Origin of the sequence: Streptococcus sp. XMC, assembly GCF_021341835.1 — a bacterium.
Lineage (GTDB): Bacteria > Bacillota > Bacilli > Lactobacillales > Streptococcaceae > Streptococcus.
In genome coordinates this window covers 868,307-889,880 of sequence record NZ_JAJTNQ010000001.1, presented here as the reverse complement: position 1 = coordinate 889,880, position 21,574 = coordinate 868,307, and the positions used below count along the sequence as shown (strand labels likewise).

Genomic DNA, 21,574 nt, shown 5'->3' with positions numbered 1-21,574 from the left:
ATAGGCTGAGAAAAGAAGGGAAAGAACAAGTCCAACTGCTTGCAAGGCATAATAGAGTTTGTCATCATTACATCATCCATGGACGGGAAACTGATACAGCACATGATGCATCAAAAAAAACGGTAGTGGTGCCGGTTTTTTCTTGTTAACTAATCAAATTTTTTGAATTTCAAGATGGTATTAAGGATTTTCCCTGTGAAGGATTTATTTTGATAGGCGATGGTGAGAGAGTTGAAAAACTCAACGGCCAGATGTTCTTGGTGACCGAGGACCATTTCGTGTGGTGCTGAATCTGGGAAGAAGACACCGATCTTGATGCGAAGGCCACCTTTTTTCATTTTGAATTGGTGCATCCCGTACATCATCATATCCAGATTTTTGTCTGACATCAGCACCCATCCCTGACCATCGCCAATTTTGTATCTGAGTCAACAGCAACGGGCTTTTCAGCATCTGGATGAATGAAGAGTTTTTGATAGGTAGGCTCACCGTATTGCCCCACCATTTCCATGACTTCTTGTCCGCCGTGTACACCTGCAAAGACAAAGTGTTCAGGATGAAACTTAAATGGAACAGCTGGATCGACCATCTTGTTGAGTTCTTGGTTGAAAGCGAGGAAATCTCCTAAAGTCAGGTCTTAAGAAAATTCGTAATGTATCACAATTTAGTAAACGTTAATTCGAGAGAGTTGCTATATTTACATGGAACATACTTCGGGCTGTTCGTTTTTATGCTTGTAAATCGATTTAAAATAGTTTACCTAATGATTAGTCGTTTCAATTTTGTTGTCGAGACCTAAGTAGATTTTTGATTGGTAATCAATAAGATGATAGTTAGCTTGGTAAAAACTCTTGAGAAATTCACTCTGATGAAATTAAATAATGAGAAAAATGATATAATAAGAAGAATAAAAAGTTAATGAGGAAATATGATGTCAGAACAGGAACAAAGACAAGAACTACATAGAAAGATATGGAAAATTGCTGATGAAGTTCGTGGTGCAGTAGATGGTTGGGACTTCAAGCAGTATATTTTGGGAATTCTATTTTATCGCTTTATTAGTGAAAATTTCAAAACTTATATCGAAGGTGGCGATGAATCAATTAACTATGAAGAGATTTCTGAAGATTTAATTACACCTGAAGTTCGAGATGATGCCATTAAAACCAAGGGTTATTTTATTATGCCTTCGCAGTTGTTTTCCAGTGTTGTCAAAACTGCTCGCCAAAATGAGCGCTTAAATACAAATTTAAAAGATATCTTTGATGATATTGAGTCTAGTGCGATTGGTTATGCGAGTGAACATGACATTAAGGGGCTTTTTGATGATGTAGATACCAGAAGTAACAAGTTAGGTAGTACAGTTCCGGAAAGGAATCAGCGCTTGGCTCTGATTCTTGAAGGAATTGCAAGTCTTGATTTTGGAAACTTTGAAGATAACCATATTGATCTCTTTGGGGATGCTTATGAGTATCTAATCTCTAATTATGCTTCTAACGCTGGGAAATCTGGTGGAGAATTTTTTACACCGCAAAGTGTATCTAGACTCTTGGCGCGGATTGTTATGCTGGGTAAGAATGAAAAAAATAAAATCAATAAAATTTACGATCCTGCCTGTGGTTCGGGTTCGTTGCTTCTGCAAGCTAAAAAGCAGTTTAATGAGCACATAATTGAAGATGGATTTTATGGTCAGGAAATTAATATGACCACCTATAATCTAGCTCGGATGAATATGTTTTTACACAATATCAATTATGATAAGTTTAGCATTGAGCGTGGCAATACCTTGCTTGATCCTAAGCATGTAAACGATAAGCCTTTTGATGCTATTGTGTCAAATCCACCTTACTCTATCAAATGGATAGGAAGCGATGATCCAACGCTTATCAATGATGATCGCTTTGCACCTGCGGGTGTATTGGCGCCTAAATCTAAGGCTGATTTTGCTTTTATTATGCATAGCTTGTCATACTTGTCAAATAAGGGGCGAGCTGCAATCGTAACTTTCCCAGGTATTTTCTATCGTGGAGGTGCTGAGCAGAAGATCCGTCAATATCTAGTAGACAATAACTTTGTTGAAGCGGTTATTCAGCTACCAGACAATCTATTTTTTGGGACATCCATTGCGACCTGTATTCTGATTTTGGCAAAGAATAAGCCAACGACCGATATCCTCTTTGTTGATGCAAGTAAGCAGTTTAAGAAAGAAACTAATAATAATGTCTTAGAAAAAGAGAATATCAAAAAAATCTTAGACAGTGTTGAAAAGAAAGAAAATGAAGATTACTTTTCTTGTATGGTGGCACAAGAAAAAGTAGCAGAAGCAGATTATAATCTTTCAGTGTCCACTTATGTAGAAAAAGAAGATACACGTGAAAAGATTGATATAGATGTACTCAATAAAGAAATCGCTGAGACTGTGACAAAGATTGGCCACTTGCGTGCAGAGATAGATAAGATTGTAGAGGAATTGAGCCATGGCAAATGATGTGATTCTTTACAAAACTGATGACGGTGAGTCCGCTATTGAGCTTCACTTGGATAATGGAACGGTCTGGCTAACCCAACAAGAACTAGCTGAACTCTTTCAAACTTCCAAGCAAAATATTAGTAAACATATCAAGGCGATTTTTGAAGATGGAGAGTTGGATGAAACAGTGGTTGTCAACTATCAGTTGACAACCACTCGTCACGGTGCAATAGCTGGTAAAACTCAGTCAAAAAAAGTTGCCTACTATAATCTGGATATGATTTTGGCGATTGGCTATCGTGTGCGTTCTCCTCGTGGAATACAGTTCAGACACTATGCTTCGACAGTCTTGAAAGAGTATCTGATTAAGGGCTTCGCTATGGATGATGAGCGCTTGAAAAATTTGGGTGGGGGCTCTTACTTTAAAGAACTTCTTGAAAGAATTCGAGATATCCGCTCGAGTGAGAAAGTCTTTTACCGTCAGGTTTTGGATCTTTTCGCGACATCTAGTGACTACAATGCAAATTCACCAGAGGCAAAGAAATTTTTCGCGACGGTGCAAAACAAGATGCATTACGCCATTCACCACAATACTGCGAGCGAACTCATCTACAATCGTGTGGATAGTGAAAAGGAGTTTATGGGCTTGACCACTTTTAAGGGCGACCTCCCTACTTTATCTGAAACAAAAGTTGCCAAGAACTATCTGACAGAAAAGGAACTCCGTGGGCTTAATCAGCTTGTATCAGGATATCTAGACTTTGCTGAAAGACAGGCAGAGAGGGAAGAAGTCATGACTATGGCTGACTGGGTGACTCACGTAGATCGTATCCTTCAGGCTACTGGAGAAGACTTACTTGATAATAGTGGTTCTATTTCTCGTGAACAGATGAAGTATAAGGTGGATAAGGAATATAATAGATACCAAGCCAAGACACTCAGTCAAGTTGAAAAAGATTACCTCAAGGAAATCAAAAGTATTGAAAATCTAGCCAAGGAAGGAGGTAAGTGATGAACATCCTAGAAGAAATCCAGAACTGTCCCGTTGAGTGGAAAGAGTTGGGGGAAGTGTGTGAATTAAAAAATGGGTATACACCTTCGAAAACTAATAAAGAATTTTGGGAAAATGGAACTATACCATGGTTTAGATTAGAAGATATACGTAAAAACGGACGAGTATTATCTAATTCGCTACAGCATGTCTCTAGAAATGCAATTAAAGGTGGTAAAGTTTTTACTGCTAACTCTTTAATTGTTTCCACCACTGCTACTATAGGAGAAGTTGCTTTAATTACAGTTCCTTTTTTATGTAATCAACAGATAACTGCTGTTATGAAAAAACAGAAATATGAGAAAGATTTAGATATTAAGTTTTTATTTTACTACTTACAAATTCTAAGTAGCGACATGAAGAAAGGGATAAATGAGGGGAGCTTTCCAATAGTTTCTTTATCAAAAATGAGGAGTTTTAAAATCCCCATTCCTCCTTTAAAAATTCAAGAAAAAATTGTGCAAATGCTTGACAAATTTACCGATTATGTTACAGAATTGACCTCAGAATTGACCTCAGAATTGACCTCACGTAAAAAGCAATATTCTTATTATCGAGATAAACTCTTATCCTTCGAAGATGAGGTATATCAGGTTGAGTGGAAGACGCTGGGAGATATTGGAAAAGTTTCCATGTGTAAGAGGATTTTAAAGAATCAAACTTCAGATGATGGTGAGATTCCTTTTTATAAAATAGGAACATTTGGAAAAGTTGCAACTTCTTTTATTTCTAGAGAATTATTTGAGGAATATAAACTAAGATTTTCATATCCTAAATTGGGAGATATTTTAATTTCAGCATCTGGTACTATTGGTCGAACAGTTGTATTTAATGGTGAAGATTCTTATTTTCAAGATTCTAACATTGTTTGGCTTGAACATGATGAGAGTCAAGTTTTAAATCGTTACCTTTATTATTTTTATCAGATGAATCCTTGGAAAGTTTCAGATGGTGGGACAATCAGTAGGCTTTATAATGGAAATATAGAAAAAACAACAATCCCAGTCCCATCTCTCGAAATCCAGTCTCGTATTGTTCAAGTTCTAGACAACTTCGATATGGTTTGTAATGACCTAAATATAGGACTTCCTAAGGAGATTGAGCTTCGCCAAAAACAGTACGAATATTTCCGAGAAAAACTCTTGACATTCGTCGCCGAAGGCGAGTACACTGACAGTACAGTACAGTACAGTACAGTACAGTACAGTACAGTACAGTACAGACAAGACCTCATTAGGCTCTTGACTTGGGTGTTTGGGCCAATTCGAGTGGAGTTGGGAGCTGTTTGTGACTTTGTAAGAGGAAATGGACTCCAGAAGAAAGATTTTACAGCAATTGGGAAATCTGTTATCCACTACGGACAAATTTACACTAAATACGATTTTTCAGTCTCTGAAACTCTCTCCAAAACTAGTGAAATAGTGTTCGAAAAGTTAAAAAAAGCACAACCAAATGACTTGGTAATGGCAACTACATCTGAGAATGTTGAAGATGTTGGAAAAGCAATTGTTTGGGAAGGAAAAGAAGAGATCGGTATTTCTGGAGATAGTTATATCATTCAAACTACCCAAAACTCACGTTACTTAAATTATTGGCTGAGATCGACTTCTTTTCAAACTCAAAAGGAAAGAAAAGTGACGGGCACAAAAGTTATTCGTATCAATTCGAAAGATATAGAAAAATTTCAAATCATCCTCCCGTCCCTTATAGAACAAGAAAGAATCGTCTCCATTCTTGATAATTTTAACACTTTAACCAACTCTCTTTCTGAAGGTCTTCCAAAGGAAATTGAACTAAGACAGAAACAGTATGAATACTGGCGGGAACAATTGCTTAATTTTGATTTATAGAAAAGAATAGGAAAGGGATATGGCAAAAGCGCTAAGTGATATTGCACAAGAGTTAAAAGCTTCGAATCAGAAAGTTCAGCTGATCTACGCCTTTAATGGGACAGGAAAGACCAGACTCTCTAAAGAGTTTGCTAAGTTGTTTCAAGCTGAAGAAGGGGGTCTTACGAGAGATAAGATTCTTTATTATAATGCTTTTACTGAGGACTTGTTCTATTGGGATAATGATCTTGACAGCAATCAAGATTTTAAACTGAAGATTCAACCAAATTCTTTTATATCTTGGATTATTCAAGAGCAGGGACAGGATCAGAATATTATTTCGCATTTTCAGCATTATACAAATGATAAAATGACACCTTCATTTCTTTTGTCAGATGGTCATATTCTTTTCACTATTCAAAGTGGTGATGGTGAGGATAGACTAAACGAACAAATTAAGTTATCCAAAGGTGAAGAGAGCAATTTTATTTGGTCTATTTTTTATACATTGCTAGAGCTAGTTATTAGTGAGCTTGATATACTAGAACCTGATGAACGTAGTATTAGAGAGTTTGATGATTTAGAGTATGTATTTATTGATGACCCGGTTTCATCATTAGATGAAAACCACTTGATAGAAGTTGCATCAAATTTAGGTAAGTTAATTAGAACAAGTAAGTCTGATCTTAAATTTATAATAACAACTCACAATCCGTTGTTCTATAATGTCTTATATAATGAGTTAAAAAATATTAACCGGAATGAGAGATATAGTAAGAGAGCTATTGACGAAGAAACTGGAGAGAATAGAACCTATATTGACACCCGAAAGGTTCCTGATAGTAGTAGATTTAGATTTGAAAAATTAGGAGATGGGTCATATGAGCTAATAAAACAACCAGATGACTCTCCTTTTGCTTATCATAATTTTTTAAGAAAATCATTACATAAAGCTATAGAAGACAATTTGGTTTATAAATATCATTTTAATTTTTTAAGAAATCTTTACGAGAAAACAGCAACTTTCCTAGGGTATCAAAATTGGCAGGATTTATTGCCACGTGATAATGAAGGAAGTTTTAGTAACTATGAGTCAAGGATATTAAATATTTCTAGTCATTCTAAAGTATCAACCGAGGAAGATGAACTAGTAACCCTCCCAGAAACTGCGCTTTTAAAAAACTTGTTACAGCATTTAGAGAGCACTTGCAATTATAAGGAGTAATTATGTCTGAAAGTACATTGACTACAGCTATTGTGGAGTCAGATAATTTTATCATTTTAGAAAAGTATACCAAGATAGAACAGCCTAGTCAGTATCAGACAGAGGCGGACTTGGAGAAGGAACTGATTGCTGACTTGCGTCAGCAAGGATACGAGTATCTTACTTATTTGACGACCCCAGAGGCGCTTTTGGCTAATCTCAAGACCCAGATGGAAGTTCTGAATAATGTGGTTTTTACAGATGCTGAGTGGTTGCGCTTCTTGGATGAGTACCTCAATAAACCCAGTGACAGCTTGATTGATCGTACCAGAAAACTTCATGACAACTATATTTATGATTTTATCTTTGATGACGGGCATATCCAGAATATCTATCTATGGGATAAGAAAAATATTAGTCGAAACAAACTGCAAGTCATTAATCAAATGAAGCAAGTTGGCACCAGTAGCAATCGTTATGACGTGACCTTACTGGTAAATGGATTGCCTCTGGTACAAATTGAGCTCAAAAAACGAGGAGTTGCGATTCGAGAAGCCTTTAATCAGGTGCACAGATATAGTAAAGAAAGTTTCAATGAGGAGAATTCTCTCTTTAAGTACCTTCAGATTTTTATAATCTCAAACGGAACGGATACTCGGTATTTTGCTAATACGACTAAGCGAGATAAGAATTCCTATGAGTTCACCATGAACTGGGCTTTGAAAAATAATACTCCGATTAAGGACTTGAAGGACTTTACAGCAACTTTCTTAAGTCAACAGACCTTGTTAAATGTCTTGATAAATTATTCTGTCTTTGATACTAATGACACTCTTCTCATCATGCGTCCTTATCAGATTGCGGCAACTGAGAGAATCATCTGGAAGATACGTTCAGCTATTGCTTCAAAAATAAAAAGCGGTCCAGATACAGGTGGTTATATATGGCATACTACCGGTTCAGGGAAGACTTTGACAAGTTTTAAAGCTGCTAGACTTGCTACTGAGATGAAAGAAGTGGATAAGGTTTTCTTTGTGGTGGACCGCAAGGACTTGGATTATCAGACTATGAAAGAGTACCAGCGATTTTCACCTGACTCAGTCAACGGTTCAAATAGCACTGCAGGACTCAAACGCAATATTGAGAAAGATGATAATAAAATTGTCGTGACGACTATTCAGAAACTTAACAACTTTATGAGCAGTGAGAGTCAGCATGAAATTTATCAAAAGCAAGTGGTTTTCATTTTTGATGAATGTCATCGTTCTCAGTTTGGTGAAGCGCAAAAGCGGCTCAGGCAGAAATTTAAGAAATATTGTCAGTTTGGCTTTACGGGTACACCAATTAAGGTAGAGAATGCGCTTGGTTCCGAGACAACGGCATCTGTTTTCGGTCGTGAGTTACATGCTTATGTGCTAACTGATGCGATTCGAGATCAAAAAGTTCTGAAGTTTATGGTGGATTATAACGACGTTCGTCCGCAGTTTAAGTCAATTGAAAGCGAGCAGGACTTGACCAAGTTATCTGCAGCTGAAAATAAGAAAGCACTGCTTCATCCGACTCGAATCACTGAAATATCCAGGTATATCTTAGATCATTTTGATCAAAAAACGCATCGATTAACTGGTAAAGGTTTCAATGCTATGTTTGCTGTTTCAAGTGTTGATGCAGCAAAAGCCTACTATCAAGAGTTGCAAAATCAGCAAAAAAATTCTGATAAACCATTGAAGATTGCGACTATCTTTTCCTATGCTGCGAATGAGTCTCAGGTAGCTATTGGTGAAATTGATGATGAGAGCTTTTCACCGGCAGATTTAGCGGATATTAGTAGTAAAGAATTTTTGAGTAGCTGTATAGCTGATTATAATCAGTTGTTTGGCACTAATTTTACGATTAACGGTAATGATTTTCAGAATTACTATCGTGATTTGGCTAAACGCGTCAAAAATCGGGATGTGGATCTCTTAATTGTAGTTGGGATGTTCTTGACTGGCTTTGATGCACCGACTTTAAATACTTTATTTGTGGATAAAAATCTGAGATATCATGGTTTAATCCAAGCTTTTTCACGCACCAATCGAATTTATGATGCTACTAAGTCATTTGGGAATATTGTAACCTTCCGGGATTTAGAGAAGGCAACAACTGATGCTATTAAGCTATTTGGAAAGACTGAGACAGCAGAAGTCTTGCTCGAACGTTCTTATCAAGAGTATATGACAGGCTTTACGGAGGCTGGTGAAGAGCAAAAGGGTTATATGGCAGTTGTTCAGGAGTTACAAGAAAAATTTCCGGATCCGCAAGCTATCATTAAGGAGCGCGATAAGAAGGAATTTGTCTCTTTGTTTGGTCAATTTCTTCGTCTAGATAATATCTTACAAAACTACGATGATTTCATGAGTCTACGAGCGTTACAAGAACTTGATGTCTTAGATGATAAGGCTGTAGAGGCTTTCAAGGAACGTTTCCATGTGGATGATGAAACTTTAGAGGAGTTATCTAGGTTAGACATCCCAAGTACTAGGGAAATTCAAGACTACCGTTCAACTTATAATGACATTAAGTCATGGTATGAGAATGAACGCCGTAATCAGGAAGATAGCGAATCTAAAGTTGATTGGGATTCAATTGTCTTTGAAGTTCAATTACTAAAATCTCAAGAAATCAATCTAGACTATATCTTAGAGCTAATTTTTGAGACTAATAAAAAGGTTTCAGATAAGGATGAACTTGTTTCGGAAATTACTCGGACGATTCGAGCAAGTCTTGGAAATCGAGCTAAGGAAGATCTGATAGTTGCTTTCATCCATGACTGTGATTTAGATAGTTTTGCTGATAAATCAGATATCATTGAGCAGTTCTTTATTTTTGCGCAAGGTGAGCAGAAAAGGGAAGCGGATGAGTTGATACAGACTGAGGGATTAAATGAACAAAGTGCTAAGCGCTACATACAAGCTTCGTTGAAGCATGAGTATGCTAGTGAAAATGGGAATGATTTGAATGAAGCTCTGCCGAAATTGAGCCCACTAAATCCACAATATCGTACAAAAAAACAAACCGTTTTTCAAAAAATCAGTAGTTTTGTTGAAAAATTCAAGGGAATTGGTGGAGATATTTAAGAATCATTAGATTGAGTAACGAAATAAATCTGCCTAAACAATAAAAAGTAGCTATCAAATGTTGTACTGCACCCCAAAAGTTAGATTTTTTCTGTCCAACTTTTGGGGTGCAGTTCAGCTGTCCAACACTTTATGAATTGCTTCGATTCCTGCTTAAAGGATGTACTGGAATAATTTTTTATTAACAGAATAGGAGAGAGAATATGATCCATAAACATGAAATTCCTATTTTAGAGTTTGACGACAACCCACAAGCAGTCATTATGCCGACCCATGAGGGGTTAGAACTGCACCTACCTGAAAAATGTGTTTATGCTTTCTTGGAGGATGAGATTGATCGCTTTGCAAAAGCTGTTGGTGCTAAGCAAGTAGCTAGCTTTGTCTCAGCTACCAAGACCTATCCGGTTTATGTCATGGAGCACCAAGGAGAGGATATCTGCTTGTCGCAAGCGCCAGTCGGATCTGCCCCTGCAGCTCAATTCATGGATTGGTTGATTGGCTATGGAGTGAAGAAGATCATATCGGCAGGTAGCTGTGGCGTCTTGGTAGACATGGAAGAAAATGCCTTCTTGATCCCGACCAAGGCCTTACGAGATGAGGGAGCTAGTTACCATTATGTGGCGCCATCTCGCTATATAGAAGTGGATCGTCGAGCACTGACTGCCATTGAAAGGGTTCTAAAACAAGCGTCCATTCCCTATCAAGAAGTGATGACTTGGTCGACGGACGGGTTTTATAGAGAAACGCCCGACAAGGTAGCCTATCGCATTGAAGAAGGGTGTAGCGTTGTGGAGATGGAGTGCGCCTCACTGGCAGCTGTAGCCCAGCTTCGTGATGCGGTTTGGGGCTTGCTCCTTTTTACCGCAGATTCTCTTGCAGACCTGGAAAATTATGACCAGCGTGATTGGGGATCTGAAGCATTCGATAAAGCCTTAGAATTGTGCCTAGAAATGGTTCTTCACTTGTAGGTCTATTCTCTTTTTATGGTACAATGAAGCTATGTTAGTCAAATTATTTTTTAAACAATGGCAGCCCAAGATGAAAAGTCTATCTCCAGCAAGGAGGATCTTTTTCAGCTTTGCTTTGGTCATCCTGGTCGGCTCGCTCTTATTGAGCCTGCCTTTTGTCCAGCAAGCAAGCTCAAAAGCAGGTTATGTCGACCACCTTTTTACAGCAGTCTCCATGGTCTGTGTGACAGGGCTCTTTACCCAATCAGTAGCCTCTACCTACAATGCATGGGGGCAGTTGATCTGTATGCTCTTGATTCAGATCGGTGGCCTGGGGATCTTGACCTTTATCGGTCTCTTCTTTATGGAAAGTCGTCAAAAGCTCAGCTACAAGGACCGACAGACCATTCGGGACAGCTTTAGCTTTAGCAATAACCAGAGCTTGGCCCGTTTTGTCCGTTCTATTTTCATAACCACCTTTACCATCGAAGGACTGGGGGCCTTGCTCCTCATGATTCGCTTCATTCCTCGCTTCGGCTGGGGGCATGGAATCTTTAACTCCTTCTTTGTCGCGATTTCCGCTTTTTGTAATGCAGGCTTTGATAATTTTGGGGGCGATAGTATGATGAGTTTCCAGACCGATTGGCTGGTGAACCTGACCTTGTCTGCCCTTATTATTACTGGGGGCTTGGGCTTTATGGTCTGGTTTGACCTCGCAACTAAGGCTCGTAACCAATCAGGACGGCGAACCTTACGCTTCCATACCAAGGTGGTTCTCTGGTTAACAGCTGCGATCCTCCTCTTTGGGACAGTCACCAGTCTCTTGACCGAGTTTGATAATCCGGCAACCATTGGGGCCCTCCCATTGGGAGAGAAAATTTTAGTCAGCTTTTTCCAAACCGTTAGCATGCGAACAGCTGGTTTTGCCTCCTTAGATTATACAGCAGTCCGACCAGTGACGCTCTTCGTCTATCTCTTGCAGATGTTTTTAGGTGGAGCACCAGGCGGGACAGCAGGGGGGATGAAGATCACCACCTTCCTGGTCCTCTTGCTCCTGGCTCGGAAGGAACTATTGGGGCTACCACATACCAATTTAGGAAAACGAACGATCTCACCAGACATTGTTCAACGTTCCTTTGGGACGGCGGTGATTTTCCAGTTGACCTTCTTAGTGGGGCTATTAGGAATCTGTTTGGTGACACCGGATGGCCAACGTTTTATTTATTTGGTCTTTGAGGTGGTATCCGCTCTAGCGACAGTGGGAGTGACCGCCAGTGTGACCTCGACCTTAAATGGAGCGGGATTAAGCATTATCATGGTCCTCATGTTTATCGGACGGATTGGTCCTTTGACCCTCATGGTTAGCTTGAACAATTACCAAGCCAAGAAAGCAGATACCTTGCAGTATGCCAAGGCAGACATTATTATTGGATAGGAGAAACTTATGGAGAATCGAACCATTGGAATTTTAGGATTAGGAATTTTTGGACAGAGTGTCCTGAAAACTCTGCAGGATCAGGATGTGGATATTATTGCAATTGACGATCACGCAGATGTGATCAACCAATATGAATCCATGATTACGACTGGAATTGTTGGAGACATTACGGAAATGGACCTCCTGGATGCGGCTGATATCGGTACCTGTGACACAGTCGTGATCGCGACGGGAGAAAACTTGGAGTCCAGTGTGCTGGCGGTCATGCACTGTAAGGCATTGGGCGTCGAGCACGTCATTGCCAAGGTCAAGAATGAAGTGACCAAGGAAGTCCTTGAGAAGATTGGGGCTGATTTGGTCATCCTACCAGAGGTAGAAGCGGGGATGTCTCTAGCTAAGATGATCCTTTTCCAACACGGGATTGAAGTCTTCCAGTTGGATGAAGCAGTGGTGGTGGTCGAGTTTACAGTTCCAGCTAGCTGGGTAGGAAAAAGCATCCGAGACTTGGAAATCAGAGACCAATATCAACTCAATATTATTGGCTATCGAGATGCGGAAGACCAGCCTTTGCGAAGTCAGATTGGTCCCGACTTTATCTGGCCAGAAGGGGTGCGCGTGATGGCGGTGACAGACAACCAGTATCTGGATAGAATCCAAGACCTCTTAGAGGAATAGAAATATAGAAACGGCCAAATGGTCGTTTTTTACTGATATAATTTTATTACTAGCTAAGAATTAAAGTTTCTTTAAGCATATTCTTTTATAGTAGAACTATCAAAAATACTTCCAATGTGGGAATAGAAGGATGAATGATGAAAATTCTTAGATTTATACGTCCAGAAAAGCCTTTAAAAGAGCTTAAATGGTATGATATCGCTATTGTGACCGCCATTATGTTTGGACAGTTTATTGTCTGGTCGACAGAGGCCTTTATGGCAAGATTTCAGCCAGTTGCGCAAACCGTCACCACAGCTACTGAAACGGCCACCAATACAGCAACGGATGGGGCAGCCTACTCCAGTAACTTTACTTTACAGATTATCTTATTAGCCCTTTCATTGGCTTACTTGCTGCTCCGGAATTTCGATTTTAAACAGCTGCCGATTCGCTTCAAATGGTCTGTCCTCTTTTGGGTACCTTTGATCTTTGCCATTGTTGGGCTATTTGGGGATATCGTGACAACGGTGAGTGGAGAGTACGATTACTTCAATATCAATCTCCTCCCTTATATCGATCCCATGCAGATTATTCACAAGTTCTTAGCGCTCAGTCCCATGGCTATTGCTTATGCCTTGCTCAATGGTTTCTACGAAGAGTTCTTCTTCCTAGGAGTCATGACATCTGTTAATCAGAAGTACAAGTGGTGGGCACTGGCTTATTCGACCTTGATTCGGATTTCCTTTCATACCTACCAAGGTTTGCTTTGGGCAGTGGTCATCGGAGTTATCTATGGACTCTTCTACTATGTTCTCTACAAGAAGGTGATCAAAAACCTTTTGCCATTCTTCCTCATGCATGCTTTGGCCGATATGTTTGGCTCTAGCATACTCTATCTTTTAATCAACTGGGGAAGTTAATAAAATAGTTAAAAAACTGGACGTTTTGTCCAGTTTTTTAACTGCTTTGAATCTCCTGAATGATGGGAAAATCCCTGTAGAAAAGGCGCAAAGATGGTATAATAGAACTATCATTTTACAGGAATCCTAACATTATGAAATTAGTCTATACAGATATTCGAACCCCTTTAACCCAGGTCTTGGTGGATGAGGCCAATCGATTGGTTGAAGAAGGGAAGCGGGTCTTTTATATCGCGCCCAACTCTCTATCTTTTGAGAAGGAGCACAAAGTCTTGCAACTCATAGACCAGAAGGCTTCTTTTGCCATCACCATTACGCGCTTTGCTCAGATGGCACGCTATTTTACACTCAATGAAAGTCACCAGCAGCAGTCGCTCGATGATATCGGTCTTGGCATGCTCTTTTTTAAGGTGCTTTCTCAGATGCCGGATGAAGAGCTCAAGGTTTATGCCCGTCTTAAGAAGGATCCCCAGTTTATCCAACAATTGATCCAGCTCTTTCATGAGTTGCAGACAGCCCAGATGACAGCATCCGACTTGGATGCCTTGCCAGATCAGGAGAAGAGAGAAGACTTGATCCATATCTTGAAGGCTGTTCAAGACCAGTTAGTTGCAGGTTCTTTTGAGTCTGAGTCTAAGTTGGCTAGTTTTGCCTCTCATCTTATCAAGGGAGATTTGGATGAGGAGTTGAAAGACTTGGCCCTAGTAATTGACGGTTTTACGCGTTTCTCAGCCGAGGAGGACTACCTGGTACATTTGTTACATGACAAGGGTGTCGAGATCATTATTGGGGCTTATGCCAGTGAGAAAGCCTATCGCTCGAGCTTTCGAGAGGGCAATCTCTACCAGGCTAGTGTGGATTTCTTACTAGACTTGGCTAGGACCTATCAGGTCACGCCAAGCTACGTCGGTCAAGGAAAAGAAGATGCCTTTAGCCGCATGACGCGGATCTTGGAAGCGCGCTATGACTTTACGGAGGTAGAGGCTAAGCTGTCTGACCAAGACCGAGATGCGGTCGAGATTTGGACCTGCAACCATCAAAAGGAAGAACTAGAGGCTGTAGCCCGCTCCATTCGCCAACGCCTGTATGAGGGAGCGCGTTACAAAGATATTCGAGTTCTCTTGGGAGATGTGGATGCTTATCAACTCCAGCTCAAGACCATCTTTGACCAGTACCAGATTCCTTTCTATCTTGGAAAGAGTGAATCCATGGCCCAGCATCCCCTGGTCCAATGGGTGGAATCCTTGGACCGCCTTCGTCGTTATCGGTTTTTGGCCGAGGATGTGGTCAATCTCTTGAAGACGGGGCTCTATGGGATGCTGACACGAGAGGACATTGACCATTTCGAACAATATGTTCGCTTTGCAGAGATCAAGGGTCTGGCTGCCTTTTCTCGTGACTTTACAGCCAACCACCAAGACAAATTTGACCTAGAGCGTCTCAATCAGATTCGCCAGCAAGTCATCGGTCCTCTGAAGAATTTATACAAGACCAAGAGCCAGACCAGCCAGGGGCTTCTGAAGAAGTTTGCCCAGTTTTGTCAAGATGCCCAGTTGGCGCAAAATATGCAACAGTTAGCCAGTCGTGGCTCGGAACAGGAAATGGAACGCTATGACCAGGTCTGGAAGTCCTTTAGCCATGTGCTAGAACAATTTGCCCAGGTCTTTGATCAAATCAAGGTGATCTTGGATGATTTTCTTAGCATTCTCTTGTCAGGGATCTTGTTAGCAAGTTATCGGACGGTCCCAGCGACTGTGGATGTGGTGACAGTTCAGTCCTATGATTTGATTGAGCCCTTATCAGCTCCTTATGTCTATGCTATTGGTTTGACTCAGGAGCGCTTCCCTAAGATTGCCAAGGACCAATCCTTGCTGACAGATGAGGAGCGTCATGTCTTGAACCAAGCTTCAGACGACCAGGCTAATCTCCAAATTGCCAGTCAGGACAATTTACGGAAGAATCGCTTCGTCGCCTTGTCTCTCTTCAATGCGGCCACTGAACAGTTAGTCTTGTCCAGCCCTATTCTGGTCAATGAGGTGGACGATAAGATGTCCCCTTACTTGCTTGAGCTGACCAAGGAACCGCTCAGTCTATCTGTTATTCAGAAGAAGGCAAGTGCCTCTAGTGAAGATATGGGTTCTTATCAAGCCCTCTTAGCACGACTGATTGAATTGCACCAGGGAGAAATTGACCAGGAGTTGAGCAAGGAAGAAGCGACCTTCTGGGCAGTAGCCATTCGCGTCCTTCGGAAGAAATTAGCTTCAGAAGGCTTGCACATTCCGCAAATCAGCCAAAGCTTGACGACCAAGGTCTTAGAGGATGAGACGCTGGAAGTCCTTTATCCTAAAGGGCAGGCTCTCTCTTTATCTGCCTCAGCTCTCAACACCTACTACCAAAACCAATACAGCTATTATCTCCACTATGTCTTGGGCTTGCAGGAGGAGTGGCACTTACGCCCAGACGCGAGAAGTCATGGGAATTTCTTGCACCGAATTTTTGAACGGGTGCTGAAAGAACCTTCAGAAGGGGATTTTGATGAGCGCTTGAACCAGGCCATTCGCGAAACCAGCCAGGAGACAGAGTTCGCCCTCCTTTATGAGGAGAATGCCATGGCAGCTTTTTCAAAAGAATTGCTCCTGGATACAGCTCGGGCGACTGGTCGTGTCCTCGCTCACAATGATAGCATCGAAACGATTGGAGAAGAGGCTCTCTTCGGCCGAGAAGATCATCCCTTCTTAACCCTAGAAGATGGCCGTCCCCTCTTGGTCAAGGGCAAGGTCGATCGGATTGATCGTCTTTCCGATACAGGAGCCTTGGGAGTGGTGGACTACAAGTCGAGTGAGACCAAGTTTAACTTTGAGAAGTTCTTTAATGGACTCAACTCCCAGCTACCAACCTATCTCTCTGCTATCCAAGACTTTCAGGCTTTTGATCCTGATAAGGGGATCTTCGGAGCCATGTATTTGCAGATGACTGATCCTTTGGTAGCTCTCAAGGATACCAAGGCGGTCGATGATGCTGTCCAAGCGGTTCTAAAATCCCAACAATACAAGGGACTTTTCTTGACAGACCAAGCGAACCAACTAGGTGAAAGTTATGAGAAAAACAAGGCCATGTTGCTGAGTCAAGAGGAGCTAGATCTGCTCTTGCTCTACAATGCCCATCTCTATCAACAAGCTGCCGAGGGCATCTTGTCGGGAGACTTTGCTATCAACCCTTATACTGAAAATGGTCGAAGCATTGCTCCGTATGTAGAACAATATAAATCGATTACGGGATTTGAAGCCAATCTCCACCTAGGACAAGCTCGCTTCTTGGAGAAATTGGACCCAAGTCAGTATGATAAACGCCCAGTCGGTGACAAGCTCCGTCAGGCCTGGATAGAAAAAATGAAGGAGGAATTGAATCAATGAAACCACTTGAATTTTTAAGTCCCAGTCAGATTCAAGACCTCCAAATCCAGGAGGCCCAGTCTGACAAGGATCCAAAGCGGACACCTGAGCAGATAGAAGCCATCTATTCGTCAGGAACCAATATCCTAGTCTCAGCTTCGGCTGGTTCTGGGAAGACCTTTGTCATGGTCCAACGGATTCTAGATCAATTGCACAGAGGGATTTCTATTCAGCAATTGTTTATCTCAACCTTTACGGTTAAGGCAGCAACTGAGCTTAAGGAACGGCTGGAAAAAGAGTTGGAGAAGAGCCTCAAGTCTACCAAGGACGAGGAGCTTAAGCACCACCTGGCCCAACAAATTGCAGAATTACCAACTAGTGATATCGGAACCATGGATGCCTTCACGCAGCGACTGGTCTCCAAATATGGCTATTTATTAGGCCTATCGCCGACCTTCCGCATTCTCCAAAGTGCCAGCGAGCAGTCCTTACTCAAGAATGACTGCTTCGAGCAAGTCTTTGAGCGCTTTTATGAGGAGCAAGGGCCTGACCGCCTCTTTAGCCGCTTGGTTAAGAACTTTACAGGCAAGGGCAAGTCGCTAGCTGGTTTTAAGGACCAGGTCTATGCCCTAGTAGACTTCTTACAATCCACTGCGGATCCTCTCGCCTGGTTGGAGGAGTCCTTCCTCAAAGGCTATCAGGATCTGGACTATGATGAAGCCTTGCACCAGTTAGCCCAAGAGGTGAAAGAACAACTCTTTGAATTGGAATCTTTCTTTACCTTCCATCTGGCTAATGAAGGACAAGCATTTTCAGGGGCCAAGTACCAAGAAAATGTGACCGCTATTCAAGACTTGATTGCCAGTCTCAATGAGAAATCCAGCCAGGAAGCGATTTTTGAGGTCTTGGAGCGGGTGGTCTTAATCTCCCGTGCCAGTGGAGGACGAAGCCTGACCATCACGACGCGAAAAGAAGACCTGAAAGAGCTAGCGACTGCCTTCAATGACGAACGCAAAGAACGCATCGAAGCCTTGCGGGCAGCAACTTCGCAGCACTACCAGCTAACCTATCAGATTCGCTTCAAGGACGAACCCTTGCCTTTGCTAGTCTTGCTCAGGGATTTTGTCCAATCTTTCTCGATTGCATATTTGGAGCGCAAGAAACAAGAAAATGCCTTTGAATTTGGCGACATCAGCCATTTTGCTATCCAGATTCTAGAAGAATTTCCCCATATCCGCAGTCTCTATCAGGAGCGCTACCACGAGGTCATGGTCGATGAGTACCAAGATACCAACCATACTCAAGAGCGGATGTTGGAGCTCTTGTCCAATGGCCACAATCGCTTTATGGTGGGAGATATCAAGCAGTCGATCTACCGCTTCCGTCAGGCGGATCCTCAAATTTTTAATGACAAGTTTAAGGCCTACCAAGAAGAAGGCGCAGATGGCAAATTGATCCTGCTCAAGGAGAATTTCCGGAGCCATGTAGAGGTCTTAGAAGCCACCAACCATGTCTTTGAACGCCTCATGGATGAGGAAGTTGGGGAGATTCTCTATGACCAGAGCCACCGCTTGATTGCGGGCAATCCGGAGAAGAAAGAGCCGACGCCCGCTTACGAGACGGAGTTCCTGCTCTATGATGGCAGTCAGGACGCAGCTGAAACAAGTGAAGAAGGGGAGCAAGAAGGGGATAGCTTATCCTCAGGTGAAGTTCTTTTGGTCATCAAGGAGATCATCCGCCTCCACAATGAAGAAGGGGTAAACTTCAAAGATATGACGCTTTTAACGGCTTCTCGGACCCGTAACGACAAGGTGCTTTCAGCCTTTGAAGCCTATCAGATTCCGATCGTTGCGGACGGGGGAGAGGAAAACTACCTCCAGTCGGTTGAGGTCATGGTCCTCTTGGATACCCTCCGGACCATTAACAATCCTTTACAGGACTATCCTTTAGTTGCCCTCATGAAATCAGCCATGTTTGAATTTGACGAGGACCAGCTAACTCGTATAGCCTTACAGGGAGTTGAAGGCAAGAAAGCAGAAAACCTCTATGAGAAACTGCAACATGCCTTAGACCAGACTGGAAATGCTCCTCATTTGATTGATTCGAGCTTAAAAGAGAAACTCACTCGCTTTATGGAGACACTGGATGCTTGGCGTGACTATGCCCAGACGCACTCCCTTTACGATCTGCTTTGGAAGATTTACCAGGATCGCCACTATTATGATTATGTGGGTGCCTTACCAAATGGTGCCCAACGGCAGGCCAATCTCTATGCCTTGACCCTTCGGGCAAATGATTTCGAAAGCTCTAGCTTTAAGGGGTTGCCTCGCTTTATTTCCATGATTGATAAGATTTTAGAAAATCAGCACGACTTGGCCAATATCGCCCAAGCAGTTCCTAAGGATGCTGTCCAGCTTATGACCATCCATAAGAGCAAGGGACTTGAGTTCCCCTATGTCTTTATCCTTAACACCGATAAAAAGTTTGTCGGAAAGGAACTGTCGACAAATACCGTGATCAGTCGGAAAAATGGGGTGGGCATCAAGTATATTGCGAATCTCCCTGTCGAGTCTGATCAAGAGGGACTTCCTGAGGCCGTTCGATTGGTCATTGAGACCCTGCCTTACCAGCGAAATGTCGAGGAAATTCGTCTGGCTGCCTTATCGGAACAGATGCGCCTTCTCTATGTCGCTATGACCCGGGCAGAGCGCAAGCTTTATCTGGTGGGCAAGGGCCGGCAAGATAAATTGGAAGAGAAAAAATGGGGAGCCAGTGTCAATGGACGCTTAAGTCCCGCTCTTCGCAAGGAAATCAATTGTTTCCAAGACTGGCTCTATGCTATCCAAGCCGTCTTTGCCCAGCAACATTTGGCCTATCAGACACGCTTTGTGACCGACCAAGACTTGACGCCGGAGCAAATCGGTCACTTGGAGGTTAAGACGTCCCTCCCAGTCGATGACCTCAAGGACAATCGCCAATCAGAAGAGATTCGCCGTGCCCTGGATGTCTTAGAATCTGTGGACCGGCTCAACACCCAGTACCAAGCAGCTATCCAACTCCCTAGTGTGAGGACTCCAAGTCAAATCAAAAAATTCTATGAACCTATCCAAGGTATCGACGGAGTGGACCTCATGGAAAAAGCGGACCTCCCATTACCAAGCTTTGACTTTCCAACCTTTGGGAAAGAAGAAGCTGTAACAGGGGCGGCAGTCGGTAGTGCCCTGCACGAACTGATGCAACGGATCCCATTGACGACGATTCCAACCATGGAGAGCCTAGCAATGGTTCTCCAAGAGGTCAATGCCAGTCCAGCTGTCAAGAAGCGGATCGACCTCAAGAAGGTTTTAGCCTTCTTCCAGACCGACTTAGGCCAACTCTTACTGAAAGAGTCAGACAAGGTCTATCGTGAAGCACCATTTGCCATGCTCAAGACGGATCCAGCTAGTGGCCAGGACTTTGTGGTCCGGGGGATCTTAGACGGCTACCTACTGTTGGAAGACCGGATCCTTCTCTTTGACTATAAGACAGATCGTTACAGGAATCCTCAAGAATTGCTGGATCGCTACCAAGCCCAACTGGAACTCTACGCAGAAGCCCTCCGCCGCTCATATGGTGTGGACCAGGTTGAATCGTATTTGATCTTACTGGGCGGTGAGCAGTTGCAAGTCGTTTCTTTAGCAGATAGAAAGGACAACTCATGACCCCAATTGAACGTATCCAAGAGATGGAAAGTCATCTCAATATCTACCAAGGCTTAATCCAAGAGCTTGAAGCATGTTTGAAACGGGTAGAAGCTGGCCAGTCTAGCTATATCGCCCTTCGCGATTACTACACTAGCCAGGTCTACATGGACGATGTCGAATTGTCCAATCAGCCAGGCTTCCCTGAAGAGGTCTACTGTGGCGTCTTATCGGAAGATGCCGTCTACGATTTGTTGGACGAGCACTACCAAAAGGCAGTAGAGATGCTAGACCTTGCCACCAAGATGTTGAAAGAACGATAAGAATACAAAAAAACTCCGGTTTCCCGGAGTTTTTAGATTAAAGATAAATTATTCTGAAAAACTTTCCTTAGGTGAGTACGGACGCCAGCGAACTTCTACGAAGTTCCATGACTTAGTTTTGGACCTAAGGTTCCAAAACTCCCGTGTGCTAGAAACAATCGTGTTTCTAGCACTTTTCTCACAGCGGAAAGTTTTTGACTTGCTTAAAATCTTAAATAATAAATAACTTTTTTGAAAAAATTATCTAGCTAGTAATGTAAAAATAGTTTGTCTACATTCACAAAAAAACTCCGGTTTCCCGGAGTTTTTTCTTTTGATTAGTGTGATACACGACGACGTGCTGCTTTTTTGCGGTTTTCTTCGATGAAAGCTGCTTTTTGTTCTTCAGGCTCAATTACTTTTTTCTTGAATGTGTAAACTGCACCTGCTACAGCAGCAACTGTACCAGCAACACCAGTAAGAAAACCTTTTCCAAATCCTTTAGCCATGAGAATTTCTCCTTTTTAGAACTTTAAATTTTTATGTTATAATATATGGTAACGAA

Annotated in this window: 15 protein-coding genes; 12 read left to right on the top strand and 3 right to left on the bottom strand. The window is 42.1% G+C overall.

Features of this window, described 5'->3' with window-relative positions:
• Positions 1-149: 149 nt before the first annotated feature.
• Entirely contained in the window at positions 150-389 is a 240-nt protein-coding gene (locus tag LXO72_RS04175) for a hypothetical protein (RefSeq protein ID WP_233331623.1), read from the bottom strand.
• Positions 389-589, bottom strand: coding sequence for a hypothetical protein (locus LXO72_RS04170; protein WP_233331622.1), 201 nt, complete (start codon positions 587-589; stop codon positions 389-391). The genes LXO72_RS04175 and LXO72_RS04170 overlap by 1 nt, the downstream gene beginning before the upstream one ends.
• Positions 590-931: 342 nt before the next feature.
• Between LXO72_RS04170 and LXO72_RS04165 the strand changes: the two genes are divergently transcribed.
• From LXO72_RS04165 to LXO72_RS04110, 12 genes are all read left to right on the top strand, one after another.
• Positions 932-2,488 (top strand): type I restriction-modification system subunit M, encoded by a 1,557-nt coding sequence (locus LXO72_RS04165; protein ID WP_233331621.1) that lies wholly within the window; start codon positions 932-934, stop codon positions 2,486-2,488.
• Positions 2,478-3,482 carry a virulence RhuM family protein gene (locus LXO72_RS04160; RefSeq protein ID WP_233331620.1) on the top strand — a complete coding sequence of 335 codons (1,005 nt, stop codon included), beginning with the start codon at positions 2,478-2,480 and terminating at the stop codon, positions 3,480-3,482. The genes LXO72_RS04165 and LXO72_RS04160 overlap by 11 nt, the downstream gene beginning before the upstream one ends.
• Entirely contained in the window at positions 3,482-5,371 is a 1,890-nt protein-coding gene (locus tag LXO72_RS04155; protein ID WP_233331619.1) for a restriction endonuclease subunit S, read from the top strand. The genes LXO72_RS04160 and LXO72_RS04155 overlap by 1 nt, the downstream gene beginning before the upstream one ends.
• 19 nt (positions 5,372-5,390) lie before the next feature.
• Positions 5,391-6,575 (top strand): AAA family ATPase, encoded by a 1,185-nt coding sequence (locus LXO72_RS04150; RefSeq protein ID WP_233331618.1) that lies wholly within the window; start codon positions 5,391-5,393, stop codon positions 6,573-6,575.
• A 2-nt stretch (positions 6,576-6,577) separates the two neighbouring features.
• Positions 6,578-9,673, top strand: a complete 3,096-nt coding sequence (locus tag LXO72_RS04145; RefSeq protein WP_233331617.1) for a type I restriction endonuclease subunit R — start codon at positions 6,578-6,580, stop codon at positions 9,671-9,673.
• A gap of 203 nt (positions 9,674-9,876) precedes the next feature.
• A complete protein-coding gene (locus LXO72_RS04140) occupies positions 9,877-10,641 on the top strand; it encodes a nucleoside phosphorylase (protein ID WP_233331616.1) in 765 nt (254 codons plus the stop codon).
• A gap of 31 nt (positions 10,642-10,672) precedes the next feature.
• Positions 10,673-12,055: a TrkH family potassium uptake protein gene (locus tag LXO72_RS04135; protein WP_233331615.1), complete on the top strand. Its 1,383-nt coding sequence runs from the start codon at positions 10,673-10,675 to the stop codon at positions 12,053-12,055.
• Positions 12,056-12,064: 9 nt separating this feature from the next.
• Positions 12,065-12,733 (top strand): potassium channel family protein, encoded by a 669-nt coding sequence (locus tag LXO72_RS04130; protein ID WP_233331614.1) that lies wholly within the window; start codon positions 12,065-12,067, stop codon positions 12,731-12,733.
• A 134-nt stretch (positions 12,734-12,867) separates the two neighbouring features.
• Positions 12,868-13,635 (top strand): CPBP family intramembrane glutamic endopeptidase, encoded by a 768-nt coding sequence (locus tag LXO72_RS04125; RefSeq protein WP_233331613.1) that lies wholly within the window; start codon positions 12,868-12,870, stop codon positions 13,633-13,635.
• 134 nt (positions 13,636-13,769) lie between these two features.
• On the top strand, positions 13,770-17,048 hold the full coding sequence (rexB, locus tag LXO72_RS04120) for an ATP-dependent nuclease subunit B (protein ID WP_233331612.1): 3,279 nt from the start codon (positions 13,770-13,772) through the stop codon (positions 17,046-17,048).
• Complete coding sequence (gene addA / locus LXO72_RS04115; protein ID WP_233331611.1) at positions 17,045-20,728, top strand: helicase-exonuclease AddAB subunit AddA; 3,684 nt, start codon at positions 17,045-17,047, stop codon at positions 20,726-20,728. Before rexB ends, addA begins: the two co-directional genes overlap by 4 nt.
• The gene (locus LXO72_RS04110; protein WP_233331610.1) at positions 20,725-21,030 is read left to right on the top strand and encodes a DUF4298 domain-containing protein; all 306 of its coding nucleotides are present in this window, start codon (positions 20,725-20,727) and stop codon (positions 21,028-21,030) included. The genes addA and LXO72_RS04110 overlap by 4 nt, the downstream gene beginning before the upstream one ends.
• A gap of 317 nt (positions 21,031-21,347) precedes the next feature.
• Here the strand turns inward: LXO72_RS04110 and LXO72_RS04105 are convergent, their stop codons facing one another.
• A complete protein-coding gene (locus LXO72_RS04105; protein WP_233331609.1) occupies positions 21,348-21,518 on the bottom strand; it encodes a DUF3042 family protein in 171 nt (56 codons plus the stop codon).
• Between the last annotated feature and the right edge of the window lie 56 nt (positions 21,519-21,574).

Bases quoted from the DNA above. Each gene is read 5' to 3' on its own strand.
- LXO72_RS04175 (WP_233331623.1), bottom strand. From the start codon at position 389: ATGTCAGACAAAAATCTGGATATGATGATGTACGGGATGCACCAATTC.
- LXO72_RS04170 (WP_233331622.1), bottom strand. From the start codon at position 589: ATGGTCGATCCAGCTGTTCCATTTAAGTTTCATCCTGAACACTTTGTC.
- LXO72_RS04165 (WP_233331621.1), top strand. From the start codon at position 932: ATGTCAGAACAGGAACAAAGACAAGAACTACATAGAAAGATATGGAAA.
- LXO72_RS04160 (WP_233331620.1), top strand. From the start codon at position 2,478: ATGGCAAATGATGTGATTCTTTACAAAACTGATGACGGTGAGTCCGCT.
- LXO72_RS04155 (WP_233331619.1), top strand. From the start codon at position 3,482: ATGAACATCCTAGAAGAAATCCAGAACTGTCCCGTTGAGTGGAAAGAG.
- LXO72_RS04150 (WP_233331618.1), top strand. From the start codon at position 5,391: ATGGCAAAAGCGCTAAGTGATATTGCACAAGAGTTAAAAGCTTCGAAT.
- LXO72_RS04145 (WP_233331617.1), top strand. From the start codon at position 6,578: ATGTCTGAAAGTACATTGACTACAGCTATTGTGGAGTCAGATAATTTT.
- LXO72_RS04140 (WP_233331616.1), top strand. From the start codon at position 9,877: ATGATCCATAAACATGAAATTCCTATTTTAGAGTTTGACGACAACCCA.
- LXO72_RS04135 (WP_233331615.1), top strand. From the start codon at position 10,673: ATGTTAGTCAAATTATTTTTTAAACAATGGCAGCCCAAGATGAAAAGT.
- LXO72_RS04130 (WP_233331614.1), top strand. From the start codon at position 12,065: ATGGAGAATCGAACCATTGGAATTTTAGGATTAGGAATTTTTGGACAG.
- LXO72_RS04125 (WP_233331613.1), top strand. From the start codon at position 12,868: ATGATGAAAATTCTTAGATTTATACGTCCAGAAAAGCCTTTAAAAGAG.
- rexB (WP_233331612.1), top strand. From the start codon at position 13,770: ATGAAATTAGTCTATACAGATATTCGAACCCCTTTAACCCAGGTCTTG.
- addA (WP_233331611.1), top strand. From the start codon at position 17,045: ATGAAACCACTTGAATTTTTAAGTCCCAGTCAGATTCAAGACCTCCAA.
- LXO72_RS04110 (WP_233331610.1), top strand. From the start codon at position 20,725: ATGACCCCAATTGAACGTATCCAAGAGATGGAAAGTCATCTCAATATC.
- LXO72_RS04105 (WP_233331609.1), bottom strand. From the start codon at position 21,518: ATGGCTAAAGGATTTGGAAAAGGTTTTCTTACTGGTGTTGCTGGTACA.